Origin of the sequence: Paragemmobacter ruber (assembly GCF_009908315.1) — a bacterium.
GTDB classification, from domain to species: Bacteria; Pseudomonadota; Alphaproteobacteria; order Rhodobacterales; family Rhodobacteraceae; genus Paragemmobacter; species Paragemmobacter ruber.
The window spans coordinates 26071-48334 of the sequence record NZ_JAAATW010000003.1 but is presented as its reverse complement, the minus strand read 5'-3'; the positions used below and the strand labels follow the sequence as shown (position 1 = coordinate 48334).

The window sequence follows — 22264 nt, the reverse complement described above, 5'->3', positions numbered from 1 at the left end:
GGCTAGCAGCGTGGAACGAATATTCCAACCACTGCCGGAATGGCGGAGGCGATTTCTGACGCAGAAATCGCGGCGGAATCTGACGCAAATTCCGGGGTCCTGCCGTCTGCGCCCGATTTCTGTGTCAGAAATCGGCGCGAAAAATGCGTCATTCTTCGCTAGAGCGCCCGCAGCCCCGCGCGGAAACGCCGCGCGTTGGCGCGGTAGCCTGCGGCCGATTGCAACAGCCGCGCCTGCGCTGCGGCATCCAGATCCCGCACCACCTTGCCCGGACTGCCCATGACCAGCGATCCGTCGGGAATCTCCTTGCCTTCGGTGATAAGCGCGCAGGCCCCGATCAGGCAGCCCCGCCCGATCCGCGCCCCGTTCAGGATGGTGGCGCCCATCCCGATCAGCGTGCCATCCCCGATCGTGCAGCCATGCAGCATCGCCTTGTGGCCGATGGTGCAATCGGCCCCGATCACCAGCGGATAGCCCAGATCGGTATGCAGCACGCAGGCCTCTTGCACGTTGGACCCCGCCCCCACGCGGATTTCCTCGTTATCGCCGCGCAGCGTCGCGCCGAACCAGACGGAGGCGCCCGCCTCCAGCACCACGCGACCGATGATATTGGCATCCGGCGCGACCCAGGCCTCCGGGTCCAGCAGCGGCTCCACCCCGTCCAGGGCATAGATCATCTTGCGTCAAACTCCCGGTTCAGGCCGCGCACGAAGTCGGCCAGCCCGGGCTGGCGGTCGCGGCGCAGGCGTTCGGCCTGCAGGATCGTGGTCAGGCGGGTGAAGGTGGCGTCGAGATCGTCATTGATCAGCACATAGTCATATTCCGCCCAATGGCTGATCTCGTCGCGGCTTTTGGCCATGCGCCCGGCGATCACGTCGGCGCTGTCCTGCGCGCGGCTGTGCAGGCGGCGGTCAAGCTCCGCGATCGACGGCGGCAGGACAAAGATCGACACCACATCCCGGCCCAGCGCGGAACTGGTGATCTGCTGCCCGCCCTGCCAGTCGATGTCGAAGACCGTGTCGCAGCCGTCGCGCATGTTCGCCTCGACCGGCCCGCGCGGGGTACCGTAGAGATTTCCGAACACCTCGGCATGTTCGAGCATTTCGCCCTGGGCGACCATCGCCTCGAATTCCGGGCGCGAGCGGAAATAGTATTCGCGGCCATCCTCTTCGCCCGGCCGGGGCGGCCGCGTGGTGGCCGAGATGGAAAAGCGGATCGTCGGATCCCAGCCCATCAGACGGCGGGTGAGCGTCGATTTGCCCGCGCCAGAGGGCGAGGAGAGGATGAGGAGAAGGCCCTTGCGGCTGGCCATGGTCATTCCACGTTCTGAACCTGCTCGCGCATCTGATCAATGACCGTCTTGAGGTCAAGCCCGATGCGGGTGAGCGCCAGCGCCTGCGCCTTGGAGCAGAGCGTGTTCGCCTCGCGCATGAATTCCTGCATCAGGAAATCGAACTTGCGGCCCACCGGGCCGGGTTCGGCCAACAGGGCGCGGGCGGCGGCGACATGGGCGGTCAGGCGATCGAGTTCCTCGGTCACGTCGTTCTTGACCGCGATCAACGCCAGTTCCTGTGCAAGGCGCGTCTCATCCACGCCATCGGCGTTGGCGATGATCCGGGCCATCGCATCGCGCAGGGCGGTGGCGCTGGCCTCGCGGCGGGCCTCGGCCTCGGTCGCGGCGTCGCGGGTGAGTGTTTCGATCCGGTCCAGCTGGGCGGCGATCACGCCTTGCAGCGCGGCGCCTTCGGCGGCCCGCATGGCGTTGAAGTCGGCCAGAAGCGCGGGCAGATCGGCGAGGAGGGCCGCGCGCAGGGGCGCGGTGTCGTCGTCGCCCGTCGCCTGATCCAGCACGCCGCGCACCGACAGGACGTCGGCGGCGGTTGGCTGGGCCAGCGTGACGCCTGCCTCCATCGCCGCCGTCTCGACCGCGCCCAGCGCGCGCAGGACAGCCTGCAGCGCGGCGGGGTTCACCCGCAGCGTTGCCGCGCCTTCGCCCGCATCGTCGCGCACAACCTTGAGGGTGAGCGAGACGTTGCCGCGGCCCAAGGCCCGGCCCAGTTCGGCACGCAGCGCCGCCTCGAGCCCGTCGATCCAGTCTGGCACGCGCAGGCGCAGATCCAGCCCCTTGCCATTGACCGACCGCAGGTCCCAGGTCCAGCCATGCCCCGCCCCCTGCCCCTTGCGGGCGGCGAAACCTGTCATCGAGATCGTCATGGCAGCCTCCTGACCCGCCTGCCCCATCCGCATCCGAAGCGCGCGGCGGAACCGGGACCGGGTTAACCTTTTGTTCATCTTTTTCTTCTGCCGCGGGCGGGCTGTCCTAGAATAGGCGGGCTAAGCCAGCGGCGCGATCATCCGTTTAAGGGCGTAGCAGAGGGTCGAAGGCCCCACAACAGGCCGCGGGAGATTGAACCCGCGATGCGCAAAGGCAGAAGGCGAGACATCATGGCGCGCGGGTGGACAGGTTGGCAGGGATGGCAGGGGCAGACGGTGCGGGTGGCGCCTTCGGCGTTGCTGCGCCGCCATTGGCAGGGGTTGCGGCAGGGCGCCGCCCTGCCCAGGCGCGACCGCATCCTCCCGCGCAGCATCGCGGCCATGCTGGACCACGCGATCATGGTGGAACGGCGCTATGACGGCGCGGTGCTGCTGCGCTATGCGGGTATGGCGGTCAATGCCGTGCATGGGCAGGACCTGACCGGGCGGCCGCTATCGGCCCTGTTCGAGACGGGGATGCGCGACCGTCTGCTGGCGGCGCTTGAGATGGGCTTTTCCGGCCAGCGCACGCTGGATCTGCAACTGTCGTCGGAACGCGGGTTGACGCGGCCTCTGCTGACGGCGCGGATGACGCTCCTGCCGCTGGCGCCGGTGGGGATGGAGGGGGTCACGCTGATCGGCTGTCTCGATCTGGACGGCCCGCCGATCCTGCCGCCCCGGCGCTTTCGCATCGACCGCGTGCTGGGAGAGCCGCTGGGGGCAGAGCCGCCCGAGACGCAGGCCGCGGCGGGCAGCGCCCCGGATGCCGCGGCCCCCACGGTGCGGCGGGGGGGGCCGCCGGTGTTGGTCTGGTCCGGCGCCTGAGGGGGCGCCGGGATCTGGCGGAGGGAAAGCAGAAGGGGCGGCCCGCCGGGCCGCCCCTTTGCCGTTCCGCCAAAGGCCGGGATCAGAGCGCGATGCGACGCCCGGCTTCGCGCAGGGTGGTGAGTTCCTCGGCCACGAGGAAGGCCAGTTCCAGCGACTGCGACGCATTCAGGCGCGGGTCGCAGGCGGTGTGGTAGCGGTCCGACAGATCCTCATCCGTCACGGCGCGCAGGCCGCCGGTGCATTCGGTCACGTCCTTGCCCGTCATTTCGAAATGCACGCCGCCGGGGATCGTGCCTTCCGCCTTGTGGATGGCGAAGAATTCGCGCACCTCGCGCAGGACGCTGTCGAAGGGCCGGGTCTTGTAGCCGGTGGACGACTTGATCGTGTTGCCGTGCATCGGATCGCAGGACCAGACGACGTTCGCGCCTTCCTGCTGCACGGTCTTGATCAGGCGCGGCAGGTGTTCGCCCACCTTGCCCGCGCCGAAGCGCGCGATCAGCGTCAGGCGGCCCGGTTCGTTGGCGGGGTTCAGCTTGGCCATCAGGACCTTCAGATCCTCGGCCGTGGTGGAGGGGCCGCATTTCAGGCCGATCGGGTTCAGCACGCCGCGGCAGAATTCGACATGCGCGCCGTCCGGCTGACGCGTGCGGTCGCCGATCCAGATCATGTGGCCCGACCCCGCCACCGGCTGGCCTGTGATGGAATCGATGCGGCAGAGCGCCTCTTCGTATTCCAGAAGCAGCGCCTCGTGGCTGGTGTAGAAATCGACGCGGCTGAGTTCGTTCGCGGTGTCCGAATTCACCCCGGCCGCGTTCATGAAATCGAGCGCGTCGGAGATGCGGTTGGACAGTTCGCGGTAGCGTTCCGCCTTGTCATGTTCGGCAAAGCCCAGCGTCCAGCTGTGCACGCGGTGGATGTCGGCAAAGCCGCCCGTGCTGAACGCGCGCAAGAGGTTGAGGCTGGCCGCCGCCTGCGTATAGGCCTGCAGCATCCGCTGCGGATCGGGCATCCGCGCCTCGGGCGTGGCGTCGAAGCCGTTGATGATGTCGCCCTTGTAGGAGGGCAGTTCGATGCCGTTGATCACCTCGGTGGGCGCCGAACGGGGCTTGGCGAATTGGCCCGCCATGCGGCCCACCTTGATGACCGGCACCTTGGCGCCATAGGTCAGCACCACGGCCATCTGCAGCATGACGCGGAAAGTGTCGCGAATGTTGTCGGCGCTGAATTCGGCGAAGCTTTCGGCGCAGTCGCCGCCCTGCAGAAGGAAGGCCTTGCCCTCGGCGGCAAGGGCCAGCTGCTTTTTCAGCTTGCGCGCCTCGCCCGCAAAGACCAGCGGCGGATACTTGGCAAGCTGCGCCTCGGCGGCATGCAATGCGGCCTGATCCGGGTAATCGGGCATCTGGATCCGCGGCTTTGCGCGCCAATCCGTCTTGGTCCAGCCCTTGGTCATGGGTCTTCTCCGAAGGTTTGCGGTAACGGGGGCGGTATAAGGCGATCATCCGGCATATGCAAAGGAAGAAACTGGCACGATTCCCGGAGTGATTGTCCTTGCAGTAAAATTCGTTTCCTGATTGGGTGCGCACAATACCGACACGTTCAGGTCGCGCAATGCCCATCGCCCCCAAGAAAGCCCAGCCCATCGCCAAAAGCGCGGAACCGCGGCGTTTTGTCTTTCTGCTGCTGGACCGTTTCACGATGCTGTCTTTCGCCAGCGCGATCGAACCCTTGCGCATCGCCAACCGCGTGTCGGGCGAGACGCTGTATATGTGGAAGCTGGCCGGCGAGGGCGGCGAGACGGCAACCTGTTCGAATGGCGCGTCCTTCAAGCTGGACATGGGGCTGGATGAGATCGAGCGCGAGGATACCGTGCTGGTCTGCGGCGGGATCGACGTGCAAAAGGCCACGAGCAAGGCTGTGCTGAACTGGCTGCGGCGCGAGGCGCGGCGCGGCGTCACCGTGGGCGGCCTGTGCACCGGCGCCTATGCGGTGGCCAAGGCGGGGCTTCTGGATGGCAAGCGCGCGACGATCCATTGGGAAAATCAGGACGGTTTCCTTGAGGAATTCGAGGATGTGAAGCTGACGAAATCCGTCTTTGTGATGGATGGCAACCGCTGGAGCACGGCGGGCGGCACGTCCTCCATCGACCTGATGCTGAAGGTGATCGCGGCGGACCATGGCGAGGATCTGGCCAATACGGTAGCCGACCAGCTGATCTATTCCACGATCCGCACCGATCAGGACACGCAGCGCCTGTCGATCCCCACGCGGATCGGGGTGCGGCATCCGAAGCTGAGCCAAGTCATCCAGATGATGGAAGGCAACATCGAAGACCCGATGTCGCCCGCCGATCTGGCCGAAGAGGTGGGCATGTCCACCCGGCAGCTGGAACGGCTGTTCCGCCGTTACCTGAACCGCAGCCCCAAGCGCTATTACATGGAACTCAGGCTGCAAAAGGCGCGCAATCTGCTCATGCAGACGGATATGAGCGTGATCAACGTGGCCTTGGCTTGCGGCTTTGCCTCGCCCTCGCACTTCTCCAAATGCTATCGCGCGCATTACAACACCACGCCCTATCGCGAACGCGGCAGCCAGGGTGGCGGCACGGGCGTGCGGCTGTCGATCTGACGAGCCATGATCGCGCGGCGTGCCGTGATGCGGGGGCTTCTGGCGGGGGTTCTGGGCATGGTGGGGCGCGGCTCGGGGGCGATGGCGGGGCGGCGCGTGGCCGTGATCGGGGCGGGCATGGCCGGGATCGCCGCCGCGCGCGCCTTGCAGGCGGGCGGGGCCGAGGTGACGGTGATCGAGGCGCGCGACCGCATCGGCGGGCGGGTCTGGACGGATCGGGGCTGGCCCGGCCTGCCCGTGGACATGGGGGCAAGCTGGATCCACGGCGTGACGGGCAACCCGCTGACCGCGCTGGCGCGGACGGCGGGCGCGGCGCTGCATCCCACCGATTACGAAAGCGCCGCCGCCTTCGGGGCGGGGCGCGAACAGCCCTACCCGGCCGAGCCGTGGGGGATGCTGGCGCGCGCGCAGGAGCGCGCCTGGGAGGCCGGGGCCGACATGTCGCTGCGCGCGGCGGTGGAGGCGCTGCCGCGCTGGCAGAAGATGACCGGGGCGGAGCGGGATGCCTTTCGCGCCGCCGTCCACCGCATGGTGGAGCATGAATACGGCGCCGACTGGGGGGCGCTGTCGGCCCGCAGCTATGACGATAGCGCCGCCTTCGATGGGGGCGATGCGCTGTTTCCGGGCGGCTATGACCAACTGGCGCGCCACGCGGCCCAAGGCCTGAGGGTGCGGCTGGGCGCGGTGGTGCGCGCAGTGCAGGCCGCGCGCAGCGGGGTGCGCCTGACCTTCGCAGATGGGGCGGTGGCAGAGGCGGATGCGGTGGTCTGCACCCTGCCCCTTGGCGTGTTGCAGGCGGGCGATGTGACCTTTGATCCCCCCCTTGCCCCGGCGCGGCAGGCGGCGATAGGCGCGCTCGGCATGGGGATCCTGAACAAGTGCTGGCTGCGCTTTGACGCGCCGCCGCCGGTGCCTGCGGCGGATTGGATCCTGAACCTTGGCCCGCCCCACGACCTTTGGCCGGAATGGGTGAACCCCTCTGCCGCCGCCCCTGCCCCGCTGCTTCTTGCCTTCAATGCAGGAACCCGGGCCGATGCGGTGGAGGTGATGGATGACGCGGCCACCCGCGCCTCTGCGGCCGAGGCGCTGCGCGCCATGTTCGGCAGCCGTTTTCCCGCGCCTGTCGCGGCGAAGATCAGCCGCTGGCACGGCGATCCGCTGGCGCGGGGGGCCTATTCCTTCCACGCGATCGGAGCCGGGCGCGACACGCGGGCCGCGCTGGCCGGGGCGGATTGGGACGGGCGCATCGCCTTTGCGGGCGAGGCCGCGTCGCCCGACCATCCCTCCACCGTGCATGGGGCGTGGCTATCGGGGTTGGCTGCGGCGGAAACGCTGGCCCGCGCCGGTTGACCCGTCAGTCGGCGGGCGTCAGCCGGTAGGCCGCCCCGTCATAGACCGCGAGATACCAGATCGCGCCATCCGGGGCCTCGACGATATCGCGCACCCGGCCGGTGACAGGGCCTGCGATGCGTTCCTCGGCATAGGCGGCATCGGCATCCAGACGGCTGATGAAATCCTGGTTGAGCGACCCCGTGAACACATCGCCCTGCCATTCGGGGAACATCTCGCCCCGGTAAATGAGCAGGCCTGACGGCGCGATGGAGGGCACCCAGTAATGCACCGGCTGTTCCATCCCGTCGCGCGCCGTGCCTTCGCCGATCTGGCCGCCGCCGTAATCTTCGCCATAGGAGATCACGGGCCAGCCATAGTTCCGGCCCTGATCCACCCGGTTCAACTCATCCCCGCCCTGCGCGCCGTGTTCGACCAGCCAGAGGTTGCCATCGGCATCCAGCGTGGCGCCCTGGGCGTTGCGGTGGCCCAGCGAATAGACGCCGGGGCGGTGGCCGGGCAGCGATGTCGCGGGGCTGCCGTCGCGGTTGAGATGGATGACCTTGCCCTCCACCCGCATCGGGTCCTGCGATTCCATGCCATCCGGCCCGGTGCCGCGGTCGCCCGTCGTCAGGAACACCGTGCCATCCGCCGCTTCGACCAGACGCGATCCGAAATGCCGCCCCCCTTGCGTGGCATCGCCGTGGTAGAGCGTGGCAAAACCTTCGAGCCGGGTGCCATCTTCGGACAGCCGCCCCTTGCCCACCGCCGTTGCCGCCCCGCCGTCGAGCGGCAGCGCATAGCTGAGCCAGACCTCGCGCGATTGCGCGAAGTCGTGCGGGATCATGACGTCAAGGAGCCCGCCCTGCCCGTTGTCGAACACCTCAGGCACGCCTTCCACGGGCAGCGCCTCACCCTCGGCCACGCGCAGGAGGCGACCGGCGCGTTCGGTGATCAGCAGGTTGCCATCGGGCAGGAATTCGAGCGCCCATGGCTCATCGAGGCCCGTCACCACCGCCGTCGCCACAACCGGCCCGGCGGACGTCTGCAAGGGCTCTGCCCGCGCCGGGGCGGCAAGGGTGAGGGCAACCCCCAGCAGCGCTGCCGCGCCGAGCGGAAGGGGGGCCGTGACGGCGGGCGAAGGCCGGAGACGGGCGAAGGGCTGGGTCATGGGCATGTCCTTTCGTTTTCTCGCCACTTAGGTGCCCGTCGCGGCAAAGGAAGCAGGCTCACGGCTTTCTGACCGGGACGGACCCGCCCGTCCCGCCCCGCCCCCGATCCCGATCCCGAACCCTGCGGCCCGCTGTCGCGCAGTGGAGGAGCGATGCCGAAATCGGGGTGCTTCCCTTTTGATCACAAGCGATCTAGGGTCCCGTCAGGACAACGTTCCAACACGGGAGTTTACGATGAAAAAACTGCTGCTCGCCTCGGCTGCCACCGCGCTCATGGCTGGTGCCGCCTCGGCGCAAGAGGTGAAACTGGGGGTTCTCTTGGGCTTTACCGGCCCGCTCGAATCCATCACGCCCGCGATGGGCGCCGGTGCCGATCTCGCGATCAAGGAAGTCAATGACTCTGGCAAGTTCACGCTGGGCACCGTCAGCGCCGTGCGCGGCGATTCGACCTGCATCGACGCCGCGGCGGCCACCGCTGCGGCAGAGCGCCTTGTGACCGCCGATGGCGTGTCGGGCATCGTGGGCGGCGACTGCTCGGGCGTGACCGGGGCGGTGCTGCAGAACGTGGCGCGCCCGAACGGGATCGGGATGATCTCGCCCTCGGCGACCTCGCCTGCGCTTTCCACCGCCGAAGATGACGGCCTGTTCTTCCGCACCGCGCCCTCGGACGCGCGTCAGGGCGAGATCATGGCCGACATCCTGTCGGAAAAGGGGATCAAGTCGGTCGCGCTGACCTATACCAACAACGACTATGGCAAGGGTCTGGCCGACAGCTTCGGCACCGCCTTCGCGGCCAAGGGTGGCACCGTCACCATCTCGGCCCCGCATGAGGATGGCAAGGCCGACTATTCGGCAGAAGTAGCCTCGCTCGCGTCGGCCGGTGGCGAGATGCTGGTGGTTGCGGGCTATGTCGATCAGGGCGGCAAGGGCGTGATCCAGGCCTCGATCGACTCGGGCGCATTCTCGACCTTCTACCTTGTGGACGGGATGTATGGCGAAGCGCTGATCGAAGCGATCGGCGAGCCGCTGAACGGGTCCTTCGGCGCGGTGCCGGGCACGGATTCGGAAGGCGCGACCAAGTTCCAGGAAATGGCCACGGCAGCGGGCTTTGACGGGACCTCGGCCTTCTCGCCCGAAAGCTATGACGCGGCGGCGCTGATCCTGATGGCGATGGCGGCGGCGAATTCGACCAACTCCAAGGACTGGACCACCAAGGTGATGGATCTGGCCAACGCCCCGGGCGAGCCGATCCTGCCGGGCGAGTTGGGCAAGGCGCTGGAGCTGATCGCGGCGGGCACCGATATCGACTATATCGGTGCGACGGCGGTGGAACTGGTGGGTGCCGGTGAATCCGCGGGCAACTACCGCGAATATTCGATCACCGACGGCGCGATCACCACGGTCGGGTTCCGTTGATCCGTCTTTCGGCTTGACCTCACGGCGCGGCCCGGGCATGTGCCCGGGCCGCTGCCATAAGCAAACACCCCGCGACGCCGCCCGGCCATGACCGCAAGGACATGGGGGATGCGCGGAAATGACGGGGGTCAGGGGAACACAGATGATCGTTGTCGAAGACCTTCACAGGCATTTCGGCGGCTTCCGTGCCGTTGATGGGGCCTCGCTGGAAATCAGGACCGGGTCGATCACCGGGCTGATCGGCCCGAACGGCGCGGGCAAGACCACCCTGTTCAACGTAATCGCCGGGCGCCTGCCGCCCACATCGGGCCGGGTGCTGATGGATGGCGAGGACATCACGGGTCTGCCGCCACATGAGCTGTTCCACAAGGGACTGCTGCGCACCTTCCAGATCGCGCATGAATTCGGCTCCATGACCTGTCTGGAGAACCTGATGATGGTTCCCGCCCGGCAGAAGGGCGAGCGGCTTCTGAACGCATGGTTCAACCGCCGCGCCGTGGCCGCCGAAGAGGCCGCCATCCGCAAGAAGGCGCTGGAGGTGCTGGAGTTCCTGACGATCAGCCATCTGGCCGAGCAGAAGGCCAGCCAGATTTCCGGCGGGCAGAAGAAGCTTCTGGAACTGGGGCGCACCATGATGGTGGATGCCAAGATCGTCTTTCTCGATGAGGTGGGCGCGGGCGTGAACCGCACGCTCCTGAACACGATCGGCGATGCCATCGTGCGGCTGAACAAGGAACGCGGCTACACCTTCTGCGTGATCGAGCATGACATGGATTTCATCGGCCGCCTCTGCGACCCGGTGATCGTGATGGCCGAGGGCAAGGTGCTGGCCCAAGGCACGGTGGATCAGGTCAAGAACGACGAGCGCGTGATCGAGGCCTATCTGGGCACCGGGCTGAAGAACAAGGTGAAAGAGGAGGCCGCGCATGCGTGAGGCGCGCAGCATCGGAGCCGTGGGCGGGACCTACGAATTTCCTTCGAAAATTCCGGTCCCCGGCCACGGAAGCCCGCTGAATTCTCGCAGGAAATTCGTGGCGGGCGGGAGCGTGTCGCATGGCTGAACCCTTCCTGATCGGCGAGGCGATGACGGGCGGCTATGGCGGGGCGGATATCCTGCATGCCTGCACCATCGCGGTGGAAAAGGGCCAGATCGCGGTGATCGTCGGCCCCAATGGCGCGGGCAAGTCCACCGCGATGAAGGCCGTCTTCGGCATGCTGCGCCTGCGGGCGGGCCATGTGAAGCTGGCGGGCGAGGACATCACCGCGCTTTCCCCGCAGGCGCGGGTGGCCAAGGGCATGGGCTTTGTGCCGCAGACCCACAACATCTTTACCTCGATGACGGTGGAGGAGAACCTCGAGATGGGGGCCTTCATCCGCACCGATGATTTCAGCGACACCCTGGCGCAGGTCTATGACCTGTTCCCGATCCTGAAGCAGAAGCGCCTGCAGCCCGCGGGCGAATTGTCGGGCGGGCAGCGCCAGCAGGTGGCCGTGGGCCGCGCGCTTATGACACGGCCCAAGGTCCTGATGCTTGACGAACCCACGGCCGGCGTCAGCCCCATCGTAATGGACGAATTGTTCGACCGGATCATCGAGGTGGCGCGCACCGGCATCTCGATCCTGATGGTCGAACAGAACGCCCGTCAGGCGCTGGAGATCGCTGACAAGGGCTATGTCCTTGTGCAGGGCGCCAACCGTTTCACCGACACCGGCAAGGCGCTGCTCGCCGATCCGGAGGTCCGCCGTTCCTTCCTTGGGGGCTGAGGCATGGATATCCTGAACGCCCTTGTGGTTTTCCTGAATTTCGTCTTCGTGCCGGGCCTTGCCTATGGCGCGCAACTGGCGCTGGGCGCGCTGGGGGTGACGCTGATCTACGGCATCCTGCGCTTTTCCAACTTTGCCCATGGCGATACCATGGCCCTGGGCACCATGGTGACGATCCTGTTCACGTGGTGGTTCCAGTCGATGGGCATCAGCTTTGGCGTGCTGCCCACCGCCCTTCTGGCGCTGCCCATCGGCATTGCGGTCACCGCGCTGTTCGTGCTGGGCACGGACCGGGTGGTCTATCGCTTCTACCGCAAGCAGAAGGCGGCGCCGGTGATCCTTGTGATGGTCTCGCTCGGCGTGATGTTCGTGATGAACGGCATCGTGCGCCTGATCATCGGCGTGGATGACCAGAATTTCGTCGATGGCAGCCGTTTTGTCATCGCGGCGGGCGACTTCCGCGAGATGACGGGTCTGGCCGAGGGGCTGGCCATCAAGACCACGCAGGTGGTGACGGTCGTCACCGCGCTGGTGGTGATGGGGCTTCTGTTCTGGTTCCTGCAGAAGACGCGCACGGGCAAATCCATGCGCGCCTTCTCGGATAACGAGGATCTGGCGTTGTTGTCCGGCATCAATCCTGACCGCGTGGTTGCGGTCACTTGGATCATCGCCGCCGCGCTGGCCACGATTGCGGGCGTGCTTTACGGGCTCGACAAAAGCTTCCGCCCCTTCGTCTATTTCCAGCTGCTGCTGCCCATCTTTGCCGCGGCCATCGTGGGGGGCTTGGGCAGCCCGCTGGGCGCGATCGCGGGCGGGTTCCTGATCGCCTTCTCCGAGGTGATGGTGACCTATGCGTGGAAGAAGGTGGTGACCTACCTTGTGCCGGAAAGCATGGCGCCTGAGGGGCTGCTGCAACTGATGGGGACGGATTACAAATTCGCCGTCAGCTTCGCGATCCTGATCCTTGTGCTGATCTTCATGCCCACCGGCCTGTTCAAGGGGAAATCGGTATGACCCGCAACCTTGCACTTTTCGGGGGCGTCGCCGCCCTGTTCATCCTGACCGGCGCGTTTGAAAGCTGGAACCTGTCGCTGTCGATCCTTGGGATCGCGCTTCTGTCGGCGATCATGGCACTGGGTGTGAACATCCAGTGGGGCTATGCGGGCCTGTTCAACACCGGGATCATGGGCTTTACCGCGCTGGGTGGTCTGGCCGTCGTGCTGGTATCCGCCCGGCCCGTGGCCGAAGGCTGGGCGGCGGGCGGCACGGGCATCCTGCTGGGTCTGTTCCTGGGCGCGGCCTCCATCGCGGCGGCCATCTTCGCGTGGAACCGCATGGCGCCCGGGCGGACGCGCACCCTGGTGACACTGGCCATCGGCGTGGCGGGCTTCTTCCTGTTCCGGGCGGTGTTTGATCCTGCGGTCGTCGCGGTCGAGGCGTTCAACCCCGCCACGGCGGGCAATCTGGGCGGTCTGGGCCTGCCTGCGCTGGTCGCCTGGCCGGTGGGCGGGCTTCTGGCGGCGGCGGCGGCCTGGGCCATCGGGAAGATCTCGCTTGGCCTGCGGTCGGATTACCTCGCCATCGCGACGCTGGGCATTGCCGAGATCATCGTGGCCGTCATGAAGAACGAGGATTGGCTGGCCCGCGGGGTGAAGAACATCATCGACCTGCCGCGTCCCTGGCCGGTGCCCTATGAGGTGGAACTGCAGCAATCCGCCGCTTTCGTGGACTGGGCGACGCGCTGGGGCTTTGACCCTGTCAGCGCCTCGTCGATCGTGGTCAAGCTTCTTTACATCGCGCTGTTCACGGCGGTGCTGCTTGCGGTGATCTGGCTGTCGGAACGCGCGCTGAACAGCCCTTGGGGGCGCATGATGCGCGCCATCCGCGACAATGAGGTGTCCTCGGCCGCGATGGGCAAGGACGTGAAGGCGCGCCATCTGCAGGTCTTCATCCTCGGCTCTGCCGTCGTCGGCATCGCCGGGGCGATGTACACGACCATCGGCGGAGCGCTGCTGCCGGGCGAATACAACCCGCTGCGCTTTACCTTCCTCGTCTGGGTGATGGTGATCGTCGGCGGGTCGGGCAACAATTGGGGCGCGGTGCTGGGGGGCCTGCTGATCGGCTGGCTCTGGCTGATCGTCGAAAGCCTCGGGCCTGACGTGATGCGGATCATGGTGGCTGGCCTGTCGGAAGGCCCGTTGAAGGCCCATCTGATCGACAGCGCCCAGCACATGCGCCTGCTGACCATGGGGGTGATCCTGCTGCTGGTCCTGCGGTTCAGCCCGCGCGGTCTGATCCCCGAGAAATGACCCGCTTCCGCGGGGCAATGGCAGGGGGCGCCCCGCGCGGGCGCCCCTTTCCTTTTGTCGCGCCCGCCACTTGCGACATGTTCCTGTCGCAAACCAACATGCCGCCCGGCGGTGCTTGCGGCCAATCTGCGGGCAATCCAATGCAGGGAGTCCCCCCATGAAAACCCATACCCGAGTCCTCGTCATCGGCGGCGGCGTCGTCGGCTGCTCGGTCCTTTATCACCTGACAAAGCTGGGCTGGTCGGATGTGATGCTGGTCGAACGGTCCGAACTCACCTCCGGGTCCACCTGGCACGCGGCGGGGGGCTTTCACACGCTGAACGGCGACACCAACATGGCGGCGCTGCAGGGCTATACGATCCGGCTTTACAAGGAGCTTGAGGCGATCACCGGCATGTCCTGCGGCCTGCACCATGTGGGCGGCATCACGCTGGCCGACAATGAGGCGCGGTTCGAACAGCTCAAGGCCGAACGCGCCAAGCACCGCTACATGGGGCTGGATACGGAAATCCTCGGGCCTGAGGAGATTCACAAGCTGACCGACGGGATGGTAAACCTCGAAGGCATCATCGGCGCGCTTTACGACCCGCTTGATGGCCATCTTGACCCGTCCGGCACAACCCATGCCTATGCCAAGGCCGCCCGCATGGGCGGGGCGGAGATCGTGCTGCACAACCGCGTGCTGGAAACCAACCCCCGCCCGGACGGATCATGGGAAGTGGTGACCGAGAAAGGCACCATCATCGCCGAACATGTGGTCAATGCAGGCGGATTGTGGGCGCGCGAGATCGGGGCGATGGCAGGCGTCTACCTGCCGCTGCTGCCCATGGCGCACCAGTATCTGGTGACCGACGACATCCCGGAAATCATGGATATCCTGAAATCGGGCCGCGAATTCCCCCATGTGATGGACCCGGGCGGCGAAAGCTATCTGCGGCAGGAAGGCCGGGGCCTCTGCATCGGGTTCTATGAGAAACCCTGCGAGCCGTGGTCGGTGGATGGCACGCCTTGGGATTTCGGCCATGAACTGCTGAACGAACAGTTCGACAAGATCGAGGACAGCGTCAACTTTGCCTATCGCCGCTTTCCCGTGCTGGAACGGTCAGGCGTGAAGCGGGTGATCCACGGCCCCTTCACCTTCGCCCCCGACGGCAACCCGCTGATCGGCCCCGTGCCGGGCCTGCGCAACTACTGGTCCGCCTGCGCGGTGATGGCGGGCTTCAGCCAGGGTGGGGGCATGGGCCTCGCGCTCGCCCAATGGATGATCCATGGTGAGGTGGAGCGTGATCCGCGCGGCTTTGACGTCGCCCGCTTCGGCAACTGGACAAGCCCGGGCTATACCGTCCCGAAGGTCATCGAAAACTACCAGATGCGGTTCAGCGTCTCATACCCGAACGAGGAACGCCCCGCCGCCCGCCCCTTCCGCACCACGCCCATGTATGAGGTGTTCGATGGCCTGAACGCCGTCTGGGGCCAGCAATACGGGCTGGAGGTGGTGAACTACCACGCCCTGCCGGGTGAGCCGCGCTATGAACAGCCGACCTTCCGCCGCTCCAACGCATGGGAGGCGACGCGGCAGGAAGTGCTGGCCGTGCGCGAAGGCGTGGGCATCAACGAGGTGCAGAATTTCGGCAAGTACCGCGTCACCGGCCCCAATGCGCGGGCCTGGCTCGACCGGATCATGGCCGGCCTGATCCCGAAACCGGGCCGCCTGTCGCTGACGCCGATGCTCGCCCATTCCGGCAAGATCATCGGCGATTTCACCGTCTCCTGCCTGTCAGAGACGGAATTCCAGCTGACCGCCTCCTATGGCGCGCAGGGCTGGCACGCCCGCTGGTTCGAGATGAACCCGATGGAGGGCGTGACGGTCGAGAACATCTCCGACGCGCGGTCGGGCTTCCAGATCGCAGGCCCCAAGGCGCGCGAACTCCTGTCCCGCGTGACGCGCGCCGATGTCTCGTCCGAGGCGTTCGGGTTCATGGATGTCAAGCGCATGACCGTCGGCATGGCCAATTGCATCGTCCAGCGCGTCAGCTACACGGGCGATCTGGGCTATGAGATCTTCACCGATCACATGTCGGTCCGCCACCTCTGGGATGTGCTGACCGCGGCCGGAAAGGACCTTGGCATCCGCCCCTTCGGGATGCGCGCCATGATGTCCTTGCGTCTGGACAAGTGGTTCGGCAGCTGGGGCCGCGAATTCAGCCCCGACTATACGCCCTGCGAGACGGGCCTTGACCGTTTCATCCGCTGGAACAAGGCGGCCGACTGGATCGGGAAAGAGGCGGCGACGGCGGAAAAGGCCGCAGGCCCCAAGCGGCGGCTGGTCAGCTTCATCGTGGATGCCGCCGATGCCGATGTCGTGGCGTGGGAACCTATCTGGCTTGACGGGGCGGTGGTGGGCTTCTGCACCTCGGGCGGCTATGCGCATTGGTCCGGCAAATCGGTCGCCATGGGCTTTTTGCCCGCCGATGCGGTCAAGGACGGCCTCGCCTGCGAGATCGAGATCCTCGGCGAACGCCGCAAGGCCACCGTCCACCTCGCCCCGCTCTGGGACGGCGACGGCGCGCGCATGCGCTCCTGATCCGGGCACAGCGCCCCGGCAATACCCCCCGGGAGGGCGGTCTGCCCTCCCGGACCCTCCCGAGGGTATTTCTGACAAGATGAAGACCGCGCCCCTTCATCTTGGGGAAAATACCCCGGGGTTTGGGGCAGCGCCCCAATGACCGAGCCGGAGCGGCAGTGGAGGCAAGAGGAAAGGCTTGCGGCGGCACGCCGCGCCGCATCATCCGCGCTTGACGCCCGCACCGCCGCTTGGAAGGGTTGCGCCATGCAGGTCCATATCCTTGTCCTCGCCGCTGGTTCGTCATCCCGCATGCGGGGGGGCGACAAGCTGCTGGAACCTGTCGCGGGGCGCCCCCTCATCGCCCACGTCGCGGCGGCGGCGCTGGCCACGGGATTGCCGGTCCATGTGACCCTGCCCGCCGACCGCCCGGCCCGCAGCGCCGCGTTGCAGGGCCTGGGCATCCGGAGCGTCACCTTGCCCGAACCCCCGGCCGGGATGGCCGAAAGCCTGAAGGCGGGCCTTGCCGCCATTCCGCAGGATGCGGGCGTGATGGTGCTGCTGGCCGACATGCCCGACATCACACCCAATGACCTCATCACCCTGCGCGACGCCTGGCAGGCCGAGCCGGAGGCCATCCTGCGGGGCGCGGCGGCCGATGGGACCGCCGGGCATCCGGTCTGCTTCCCGCCCGATCTGCGCGATGACCTGATGATGCTGCAGGGCGATGAAGGGGCGCGCAGCGTGCTGGTGCGCCACCGCGCAAGGCTGCGCCTGATCCCCCTGCCCGACTGTCACGCAACGACCGATCTGGATACGCCCGAAGCCTGGGCCGCGTGGCGCGGCGCGCGCGTGGACAGTGCCGAGCCTGACCCAGCGGAGGGCGCATGACGGCCGGCCCGCCTGCGTGGCACGGATGGCACGCGACTTGCCAAGAGTGGCTGAAACGCGCGGGCGGGCGAGAAAAGGCCACGGTCTGCGGCGATACTGTGCCACGGTAAGGCCCGCGCATCCCACAGGGGCAGATCGGGGACAGCAGGTTTGGAAAGGCAGACGGGGGACAGGCAGCGATGACGACATCGGTCGACATACGGATCCTTGTGGCCGTTGCGTGCATCCTTTTGTTCTTTTCGGCCTGCCTTGCCACGTTCCTGCGCGGGGCCTGGACCGAGCGGTTCCGCCAAGCCGCCAGTCTTTATGCCGCGAGCCTTGGCGCCTTGCTGATTGCAGCGATGGGGGTGTTCCTGTCGCGCGATGCGCCCTTTGTCGTCAGCGCCGCCCTGATCATCGCGGGGGCGCATTTCAGCATCGTGCTGGCCTATCTGTCGCTGTACGGATCGCTGCGCCCGCATCCGGCGGCGGGGTTGGTCGTGCTGATTGCCGGGCTGATCTGTCTGGCGCAATGTGTGCTGGCCGTTCTCTACCGGGACGCGCCGCTTCTGATCATCACCACATCGGTGGTGAATGCGGTGGTAGGCCTTCTTGCGGCGGGCAGTCTCTGGGCTGCGGTGGCCCGAACATCGCCGCGCAACCGCCTGCTGGTGGCGGCGCCCTTCTTTATGGTCAGCGCCGCCTATGCCATGCGGTTGGTGGTGCTGGCCTCGACCGATCCGGGGGCGTGGTTCGTCGTGGCCTCATCGCTGATCGCCTTTGTTCTGGCGGGGACATCGCTTTACATCGGCTTTGCGCTGATCATCCTGCGCGAAAGCGCATTGAGCGATGCCCTGCGTCAGGCGCGCGCGGAAAGCGACGCGATCCTGCAGCAGCGGACGCGCCTGTTTTCCCAGATCAACCATGAATTGCGCACGCCCCTGAACGGGATCGTGGGGCTGACGCGGGTGCTGGCGCGCCATGTCGCCGACGAGGATGGCAAGCGCACCCTGCGCGATCTGCAATCCTCGGCGGCGCTGCTCAAGACCGTGGTCGATGACGTGCTTGATTTCGCCAAACTCGACAACGGGGCGCTGGAGCTTGAGCATCTGCCCTTCAATCTGGCCGAGGTGGCGGAGGCCATGGCCACCCAGTACCGGGCCTTGGCATCGGAACGGGGCGTAGCGTTACGGCTGGAGCTTGCGCCCGACATGCCCCCTTGGCGCAGGGGCGATGCGATGCGTCTGCGCCAGATCCTGCACAACCTTCTGGCCAATGCGGTGAAATTCACCAGCGCGGGCGAGATCGTCCTGTCGGTCGCTCCCTCCGGCGAGGAGGGCGTTAGGCTGGCGGTTGCAGACACCGGCATCGGGATGAGTGCCGAGCAGTTGGCCCATCTGTTCGAACCCTTCCGTCAGGCCACCGCAGGCACCGCGCGGCAGTTCGGCGGCACCGGTCTGGGGCTGAGCATCGTCAACATGCTGGTCACGGCCATGGGCGGGCGGATCGCGGTGGACAGCGCGCCCGGCAGCGGCACGCGGATGGAGGTGACCCTGCCCCTGCCCGCGACCGAAGCCCCGCCCGTGACGCAGTCAGAACCGCCGCAGCCCGCGCCCCGCGCCGGTGCGGGCCTGCGCCTTCTGTGCGCCGATGATGACGAGATCAACCGCATGGTGCTTGAGGCCTTGCTGATCGAGCTTGGGGTGACCCCGGTGATGGCCGATGGCGGACCGGACATGATCGAGAAGGCCCGCGCGCAGCGGTTCGATGCCTATCTGATCGACATCAACATGCCCGGGATGAACGGGGTTGAAACTTTGGCCGCCCTGCGCCGGGCCGCTGCGGAAGAGGGACGGGTGCCACCCATCGCCGTGGCCGCGACCGCCAATGTGATGGCCGAGGATATCCGCGCCTATCTGGACGCAGGCTTTGATGCCCATCTGCCCAAACCCATCGTCTTTGACGATCTGGCAAAGCTTCTGCAGCGCGTCCGCGCGACCCGCACCGAAACGGGCGGCGACCGCGCAGCGGAATGGGCGGCTGAGTGGGCGGCGGACTGAACGGCGTAACAGGACGGCCGGGTTTCCCCGCATCGCTCTGGTCAGGGGGATGGGCCCCCGCCCCGTCCGGCCCCCGCCCCGTCCGGCCCCTTCCACGGACATGCCCCATCAGGGGGCGGCGAACAGGCGCGCTTGGCTGCGTCTCCATCGCCCGCCCGCAGCCGCGCCCCGATCCTCCATTGTGCGTCAGCGCAGGTGCGGCTAGGATTTTCCCAGTCTGGTGCCGGTGGCCTTTCGCTGCCGGATAATCGGGAACGCAGTGCAAGTCTGCGACGTGCCCAACGCTGTAAGGTGGATGGTGCTGCATGAGGCCACTGGTCGCAAGACCGGGAAGGCGCAGCATCCGTGCGAAGCCAAGTCAGAAGACCGGCCAGACGAAACCGGGCGCCCCGAAGGCCGGCGGGGGGCCGTTTCGACGTAGGGGACCTGCATGTCTGAACCCATCCGCCCGGTTGCCGCCGGGGCCTTTTCCGATGACGAGCGTGCCGCCGTCTATCGCGCCATCTTCTCGCGCCGCGATGTGCGGAGCCAGTTCACCGACCGGCCGCTGGGCGAGGATGTGCTGATGCGTCTGCTGACCGCAGCGCATCATGCGCCCTCGGTGGGGTTCATGCAGCCGTGGAACTTCATCATCATCCGCGACGATGCGGTGAAGGCCCGGGTGCAGCAGGCCTTTGCCGCCGCCAATGCCGAGGCAGAGGCGATGTTCGACCCCGACCGCCGCCCGCTTTATTCCAGCCTGAAGCTGGAAGGGATCCTGCAGGCGCCGGTCAGCCTGTGCATCACCTGCGACCGCAGCCGGGGCGGCCCAGTTGTGCTGGGGCGCACCCATGCCCCGGAGATGGACCTTTATTCCACGGTCTGCGCGGTGCAGAACCTGTGGCTGGCGGCCCGGGCCGAAGGGATCGGCGTGGGCTGGGTCAGCATCTTCCGCCCCGGCGCGCTGACCGAGATCCTGCACCTGCCCGGCAATGTGGTGCCGGTGGCATGGCTCTGTCTGGGCTATGTGGATGAACTCTACGATCAGCCGGAACTGGCGGCCAAGGGCTGGGCCGACCGCCTGCCCCTGACGGATCTGATCTATCACGAGGCATGGGGGCGCAGCGGTTGAGGCGCGGCGCGATCATCCCAAGGCGGGCAGGATGACACGGACCGCAAGCCCGCCCGTATCGGCCTGCAGCAGATCAAGCCGCCCACCATAGGCGGCGATCCGATCCGCCGCGATGGCCAGACCAAGGCCATGGCCGGGCATCGTTTCATCCAGCCGGGCGCCGCGGCCCAGAAGTCTGTCACGCTCTGCCGCGGGGATGCCGGGGCCGTCATCGGTGACCGTGATCTCGACCCCGTCCGCGCAGCGCCGCGCGTCGATCCGCACGGTTGTGCGCGCCCATTTCACGCCGTTCTCGGCAAGGGCGCCGATGATTTCGGCCAGATCTTCGCCATCGCCGCGAAAATCGGGCGCCGTGTCGGAGGCATGCGCAAGCGTCACCCCGCGCCGCCGCGCCTCGGGCCGCAGGACCAGCGCCACATCCTCCAGCACGGGGGCGATGGCGGCGCGCGCCCGCGGATCGGACGGCGCCGATGCCCGCGCCCGTCTGAGATGCCAGCGCAGGATGCGATCCATCCGCTGGATCAGCGCCGCATCCTCGGCCCCCGCCCGGTTGGACAGCACCGCAAGCGGGGTCTTCAGCGCATGGGCAAGGTCGGCGGCATGGGCGCGGGCGCGTGCGACCTGCGCGGCATTGGCCGCGACAAGGCGCCCCAGTTCATCGGCGAGCGGGCGCAGCTCTGCCGCCTGCGCCGCGGGAAGGGCGGCGGCCTGCCCGTCGCGCAGGGCGGCCACCCCACGGGCAAAGCGTGTCAGATCGGCAAGCCCTGCCCTGACCGCCAGCACCTGCGCGCCCATCAGCGCGGCCCCCAGCAGGAGCAGCGCCACGGCAAGGGGGCGGCGGATCGCGGCCAGTTCGGCATCGGCCACATCCTTGGGCAAGGTGACGGTGACGGTCAGTCGGCGCCCCTCTCCGGGGGCGGTGAAGGCCGCGACATGGGTCACCAGCACGCGGCCATCCGGGCCGGTCCGGCCCCGCCCATCCACGCCCAGATCGCCCGTCACCAGCGACGGGGACCGGGCCAGCACGGCCGCCCCGTCACTGACCTGCCAGAACCAGCCCGACAGCGGCTGTTCAAAACGCGCATCCGATGGCGGCGGGATCACGGAGAAGGCCCCGGCCTCATCCCAGCGGGCCACCGCCATGACCCCGCGCGCGCCTGCCGTCAGTTCCGCCTGAAGGCGGCGCGTCACGAAATCCGTCAGCACGGCAGACAGCACAAACCAGGCGACAACCAGCGCCGCCAGCGTCAGGCCCGCCGACCATGTCAGCAACCTGGCCCGGATCGAGCCGAAGGTCATGCCGGATCACCAGGCATGAAGCGATAGCCTTCGCCGCGCCGGGTTTCGACCCGGGCCTCGCCGATCTTTTTGCGCAGGCGGCCGATCACCACCTCCATCGACCGGAAATCCCGGTCGCTGTCGCGGTCATACATATGTTCGGAAAGCTCCGTCCGGCTGACGACCCGCCCCTTGTGCAGCATAAGATAGCGCAAGAGCCGCCCTTCGAAGGCCGTCAGCCGCAGCGGCATCCCGTCCAGCGTTGCAAGCCCGGTCGCCGTGTCCAAGACCAGCCCCCCGGCCACCAGTTCCACCGTGGCATGGCCCGCCGCGCGGCGGATCAGCGTGGCAAGGCGCAGCGTCACCTCTTCCATCCGAAAGGGTTTGAGGACGAAATCATCGGCACCGGCGCGGAAGCCCGCCACCTTGTCCGACCACGCATCCCGCGCCGTCAGGATCAGCACGGGAAAGGCAAGCCCCGCGCCCCGCCAGCGTTTGAGCACCTCGATCCCGTCCATCCCCGGCAGCCCGAGATCGAGCACCGCCGCGCCGATGGTTTCGGTCGCGCCGAGATATTCGCCCGCCACGCCGTCATGCGCGGTCTCGACCGTATATCCGGCCTGCCCCAGCGCGGTGGCGATCTGGGCGGCCAGGTCGCGGTCATCCTCGACGATCAAGATTTTCAC

General features: G+C 67.3%; 19 protein-coding genes and 1 riboswitch. Of the genes, 12 read left to right on the top strand and 7 right to left on the bottom strand.

Annotation, left to right across the window (positions count from 1 at the left end):
• Positions 1–158 precede the first annotated feature (158 nt).
• Genes GU920_RS12465 through GU920_RS12455 form a run of 3 tightly spaced genes read right to left on the bottom strand, consistent with a single transcriptional unit; the run spans position 159 to position 2214 of the window.
• Entirely contained in the window at positions 159–677 is a 519-nt protein-coding gene (locus GU920_RS12465) for a gamma carbonic anhydrase family protein (RefSeq protein ID WP_161767420.1), read from the bottom strand.
• Entirely contained in the window at positions 674–1312 is a 639-nt protein-coding gene (gene gmk / locus GU920_RS12460) for a guanylate kinase (protein ID WP_161768071.1), read from the bottom strand. The genes GU920_RS12465 and gmk overlap by 4 nt, the downstream gene beginning before the upstream one ends.
• Positions 1313–1314: 2 nt before the next feature.
• Positions 1315–2214, bottom strand: coding sequence for a YicC/YloC family endoribonuclease (locus tag GU920_RS12455; protein ID WP_161767419.1), 900 nt, complete (start codon positions 2212–2214; stop codon positions 1315–1317).
• A gap of 231 nt (positions 2215–2445) precedes the next feature.
• Here GU920_RS12455 and GU920_RS12450 point away from each other — a divergent pair, with 231 nt between their 5' ends.
• A complete protein-coding gene (locus tag GU920_RS12450; RefSeq protein WP_161767418.1) occupies positions 2446–3078 on the top strand; it encodes a PAS domain-containing protein in 633 nt (210 codons plus the stop codon).
• 82 nt (positions 3079–3160) lie between these two features.
• Here GU920_RS12450 and GU920_RS12445 read toward each other — a convergent pair whose 3' ends face one another.
• Positions 3161–4531 carry a class II 3-deoxy-7-phosphoheptulonate synthase gene (locus GU920_RS12445; protein ID WP_161767417.1) on the bottom strand — a complete coding sequence of 457 codons (1371 nt, stop codon included), beginning with the start codon at positions 4529–4531 and terminating at the stop codon, positions 3161–3163.
• 158 nt (positions 4532–4689) lie between these two features.
• Between GU920_RS12445 and GU920_RS12440 the strand changes: the two genes are divergently transcribed.
• Positions 4690–5706, top strand: a complete 1017-nt coding sequence (locus GU920_RS12440) for a GlxA family transcriptional regulator (protein WP_161767416.1) — start codon at positions 4690–4692, stop codon at positions 5704–5706.
• A 6-nt stretch (positions 5707–5712) separates the two neighbouring features.
• Positions 5713–7056 (top strand): flavin monoamine oxidase family protein, encoded by a 1344-nt coding sequence (locus tag GU920_RS12435; RefSeq protein WP_235933289.1) that lies wholly within the window; start codon positions 5713–5715, stop codon positions 7054–7056.
• Between the two features lie 4 nt (positions 7057–7060).
• On the opposite strand, the gene GU920_RS12430 is transcribed toward GU920_RS12435, so the two are convergent.
• Positions 7061–8206: a PQQ-dependent sugar dehydrogenase gene (locus GU920_RS12430; RefSeq protein WP_161767415.1), complete on the bottom strand. Its 1146-nt coding sequence runs from the start codon at positions 8204–8206 to the stop codon at positions 7061–7063.
• Between the two features lie 235 nt (positions 8207–8441).
• Here GU920_RS12430 and GU920_RS12425 point away from each other — a divergent pair, with 235 nt between their 5' ends.
• The 9 genes from GU920_RS12425 (at position 8442) to bluB (ending at position 20300) form a co-directional block, all read left to right on the top strand.
• Entirely contained in the window at positions 8442–9623 is a 1182-nt protein-coding gene (locus GU920_RS12425; protein WP_161767414.1) for an ABC transporter substrate-binding protein, read from the top strand.
• Between the two features lie 142 nt (positions 9624–9765).
• On the top strand, positions 9766–10557 hold the full coding sequence (locus GU920_RS12420) for an ABC transporter ATP-binding protein (RefSeq protein WP_161767413.1): 792 nt from the start codon (positions 9766–9768) through the stop codon (positions 10555–10557).
• A gap of 119 nt (positions 10558–10676) precedes the next feature.
• A complete protein-coding gene (locus GU920_RS12415) occupies positions 10677–11387 on the top strand; it encodes an ABC transporter ATP-binding protein (protein ID WP_161767412.1) in 711 nt (236 codons plus the stop codon).
• A 3-nt stretch (positions 11388–11390) separates the two neighbouring features.
• A complete protein-coding gene (locus GU920_RS12410) occupies positions 11391–12401 on the top strand; it encodes a branched-chain amino acid ABC transporter permease (RefSeq protein ID WP_161767411.1) in 1011 nt (336 codons plus the stop codon).
• Positions 12398–13696: a branched-chain amino acid ABC transporter permease gene (locus GU920_RS12405; protein ID WP_161767410.1), complete on the top strand. Its 1299-nt coding sequence runs from the start codon at positions 12398–12400 to the stop codon at positions 13694–13696. The genes GU920_RS12410 and GU920_RS12405 overlap by 4 nt, the downstream gene beginning before the upstream one ends.
• 157 nt (positions 13697–13853) lie before the next feature.
• Entirely contained in the window at positions 13854–16280 is a 2427-nt protein-coding gene (locus tag GU920_RS12400) for a GcvT family protein (RefSeq protein ID WP_161767409.1), read from the top strand.
• Between the two features lie 246 nt (positions 16281–16526).
• Positions 16527–17150: a nucleotidyltransferase family protein gene (locus tag GU920_RS12395; RefSeq protein WP_161768069.1), complete on the top strand. Its 624-nt coding sequence runs from the start codon at positions 16527–16529 to the stop codon at positions 17148–17150.
• Positions 17151–17329: 179 nt separating this feature from the next.
• Complete coding sequence (locus GU920_RS12390; RefSeq protein ID WP_161767408.1) at positions 17330–19189, top strand: ATP-binding response regulator; 1860 nt, start codon at positions 17330–17332, stop codon at positions 19187–19189.
• A gap of 201 nt (positions 19190–19390) precedes the next feature.
• Positions 19391–19578: riboswitch (cobalamin riboswitch) on the top strand.
• Positions 19579–19619: 41 nt separating this feature from the next.
• Entirely contained in the window at positions 19620–20300 is a 681-nt protein-coding gene (bluB, locus tag GU920_RS12385) for a 5,6-dimethylbenzimidazole synthase (RefSeq protein WP_161767407.1), read from the top strand.
• A 12-nt stretch (positions 20301–20312) separates the two neighbouring features.
• Here the strand turns inward: bluB and GU920_RS12380 are convergent, their stop codons facing one another.
• Together GU920_RS12380 and GU920_RS12375 are read right to left on the bottom strand one after the other, a co-directional pair.
• Positions 20313–21599, bottom strand: coding sequence for an ATP-binding protein (locus tag GU920_RS12380; RefSeq protein ID WP_161767406.1), 1287 nt, complete (start codon positions 21597–21599; stop codon positions 20313–20315).
• Positions 21596–22264 (bottom strand): response regulator transcription factor, encoded by a 669-nt coding sequence (locus GU920_RS12375; RefSeq protein ID WP_161767405.1) that lies wholly within the window; start codon positions 22262–22264, stop codon positions 21596–21598. The genes GU920_RS12380 and GU920_RS12375 overlap by 4 nt, the downstream gene beginning before the upstream one ends.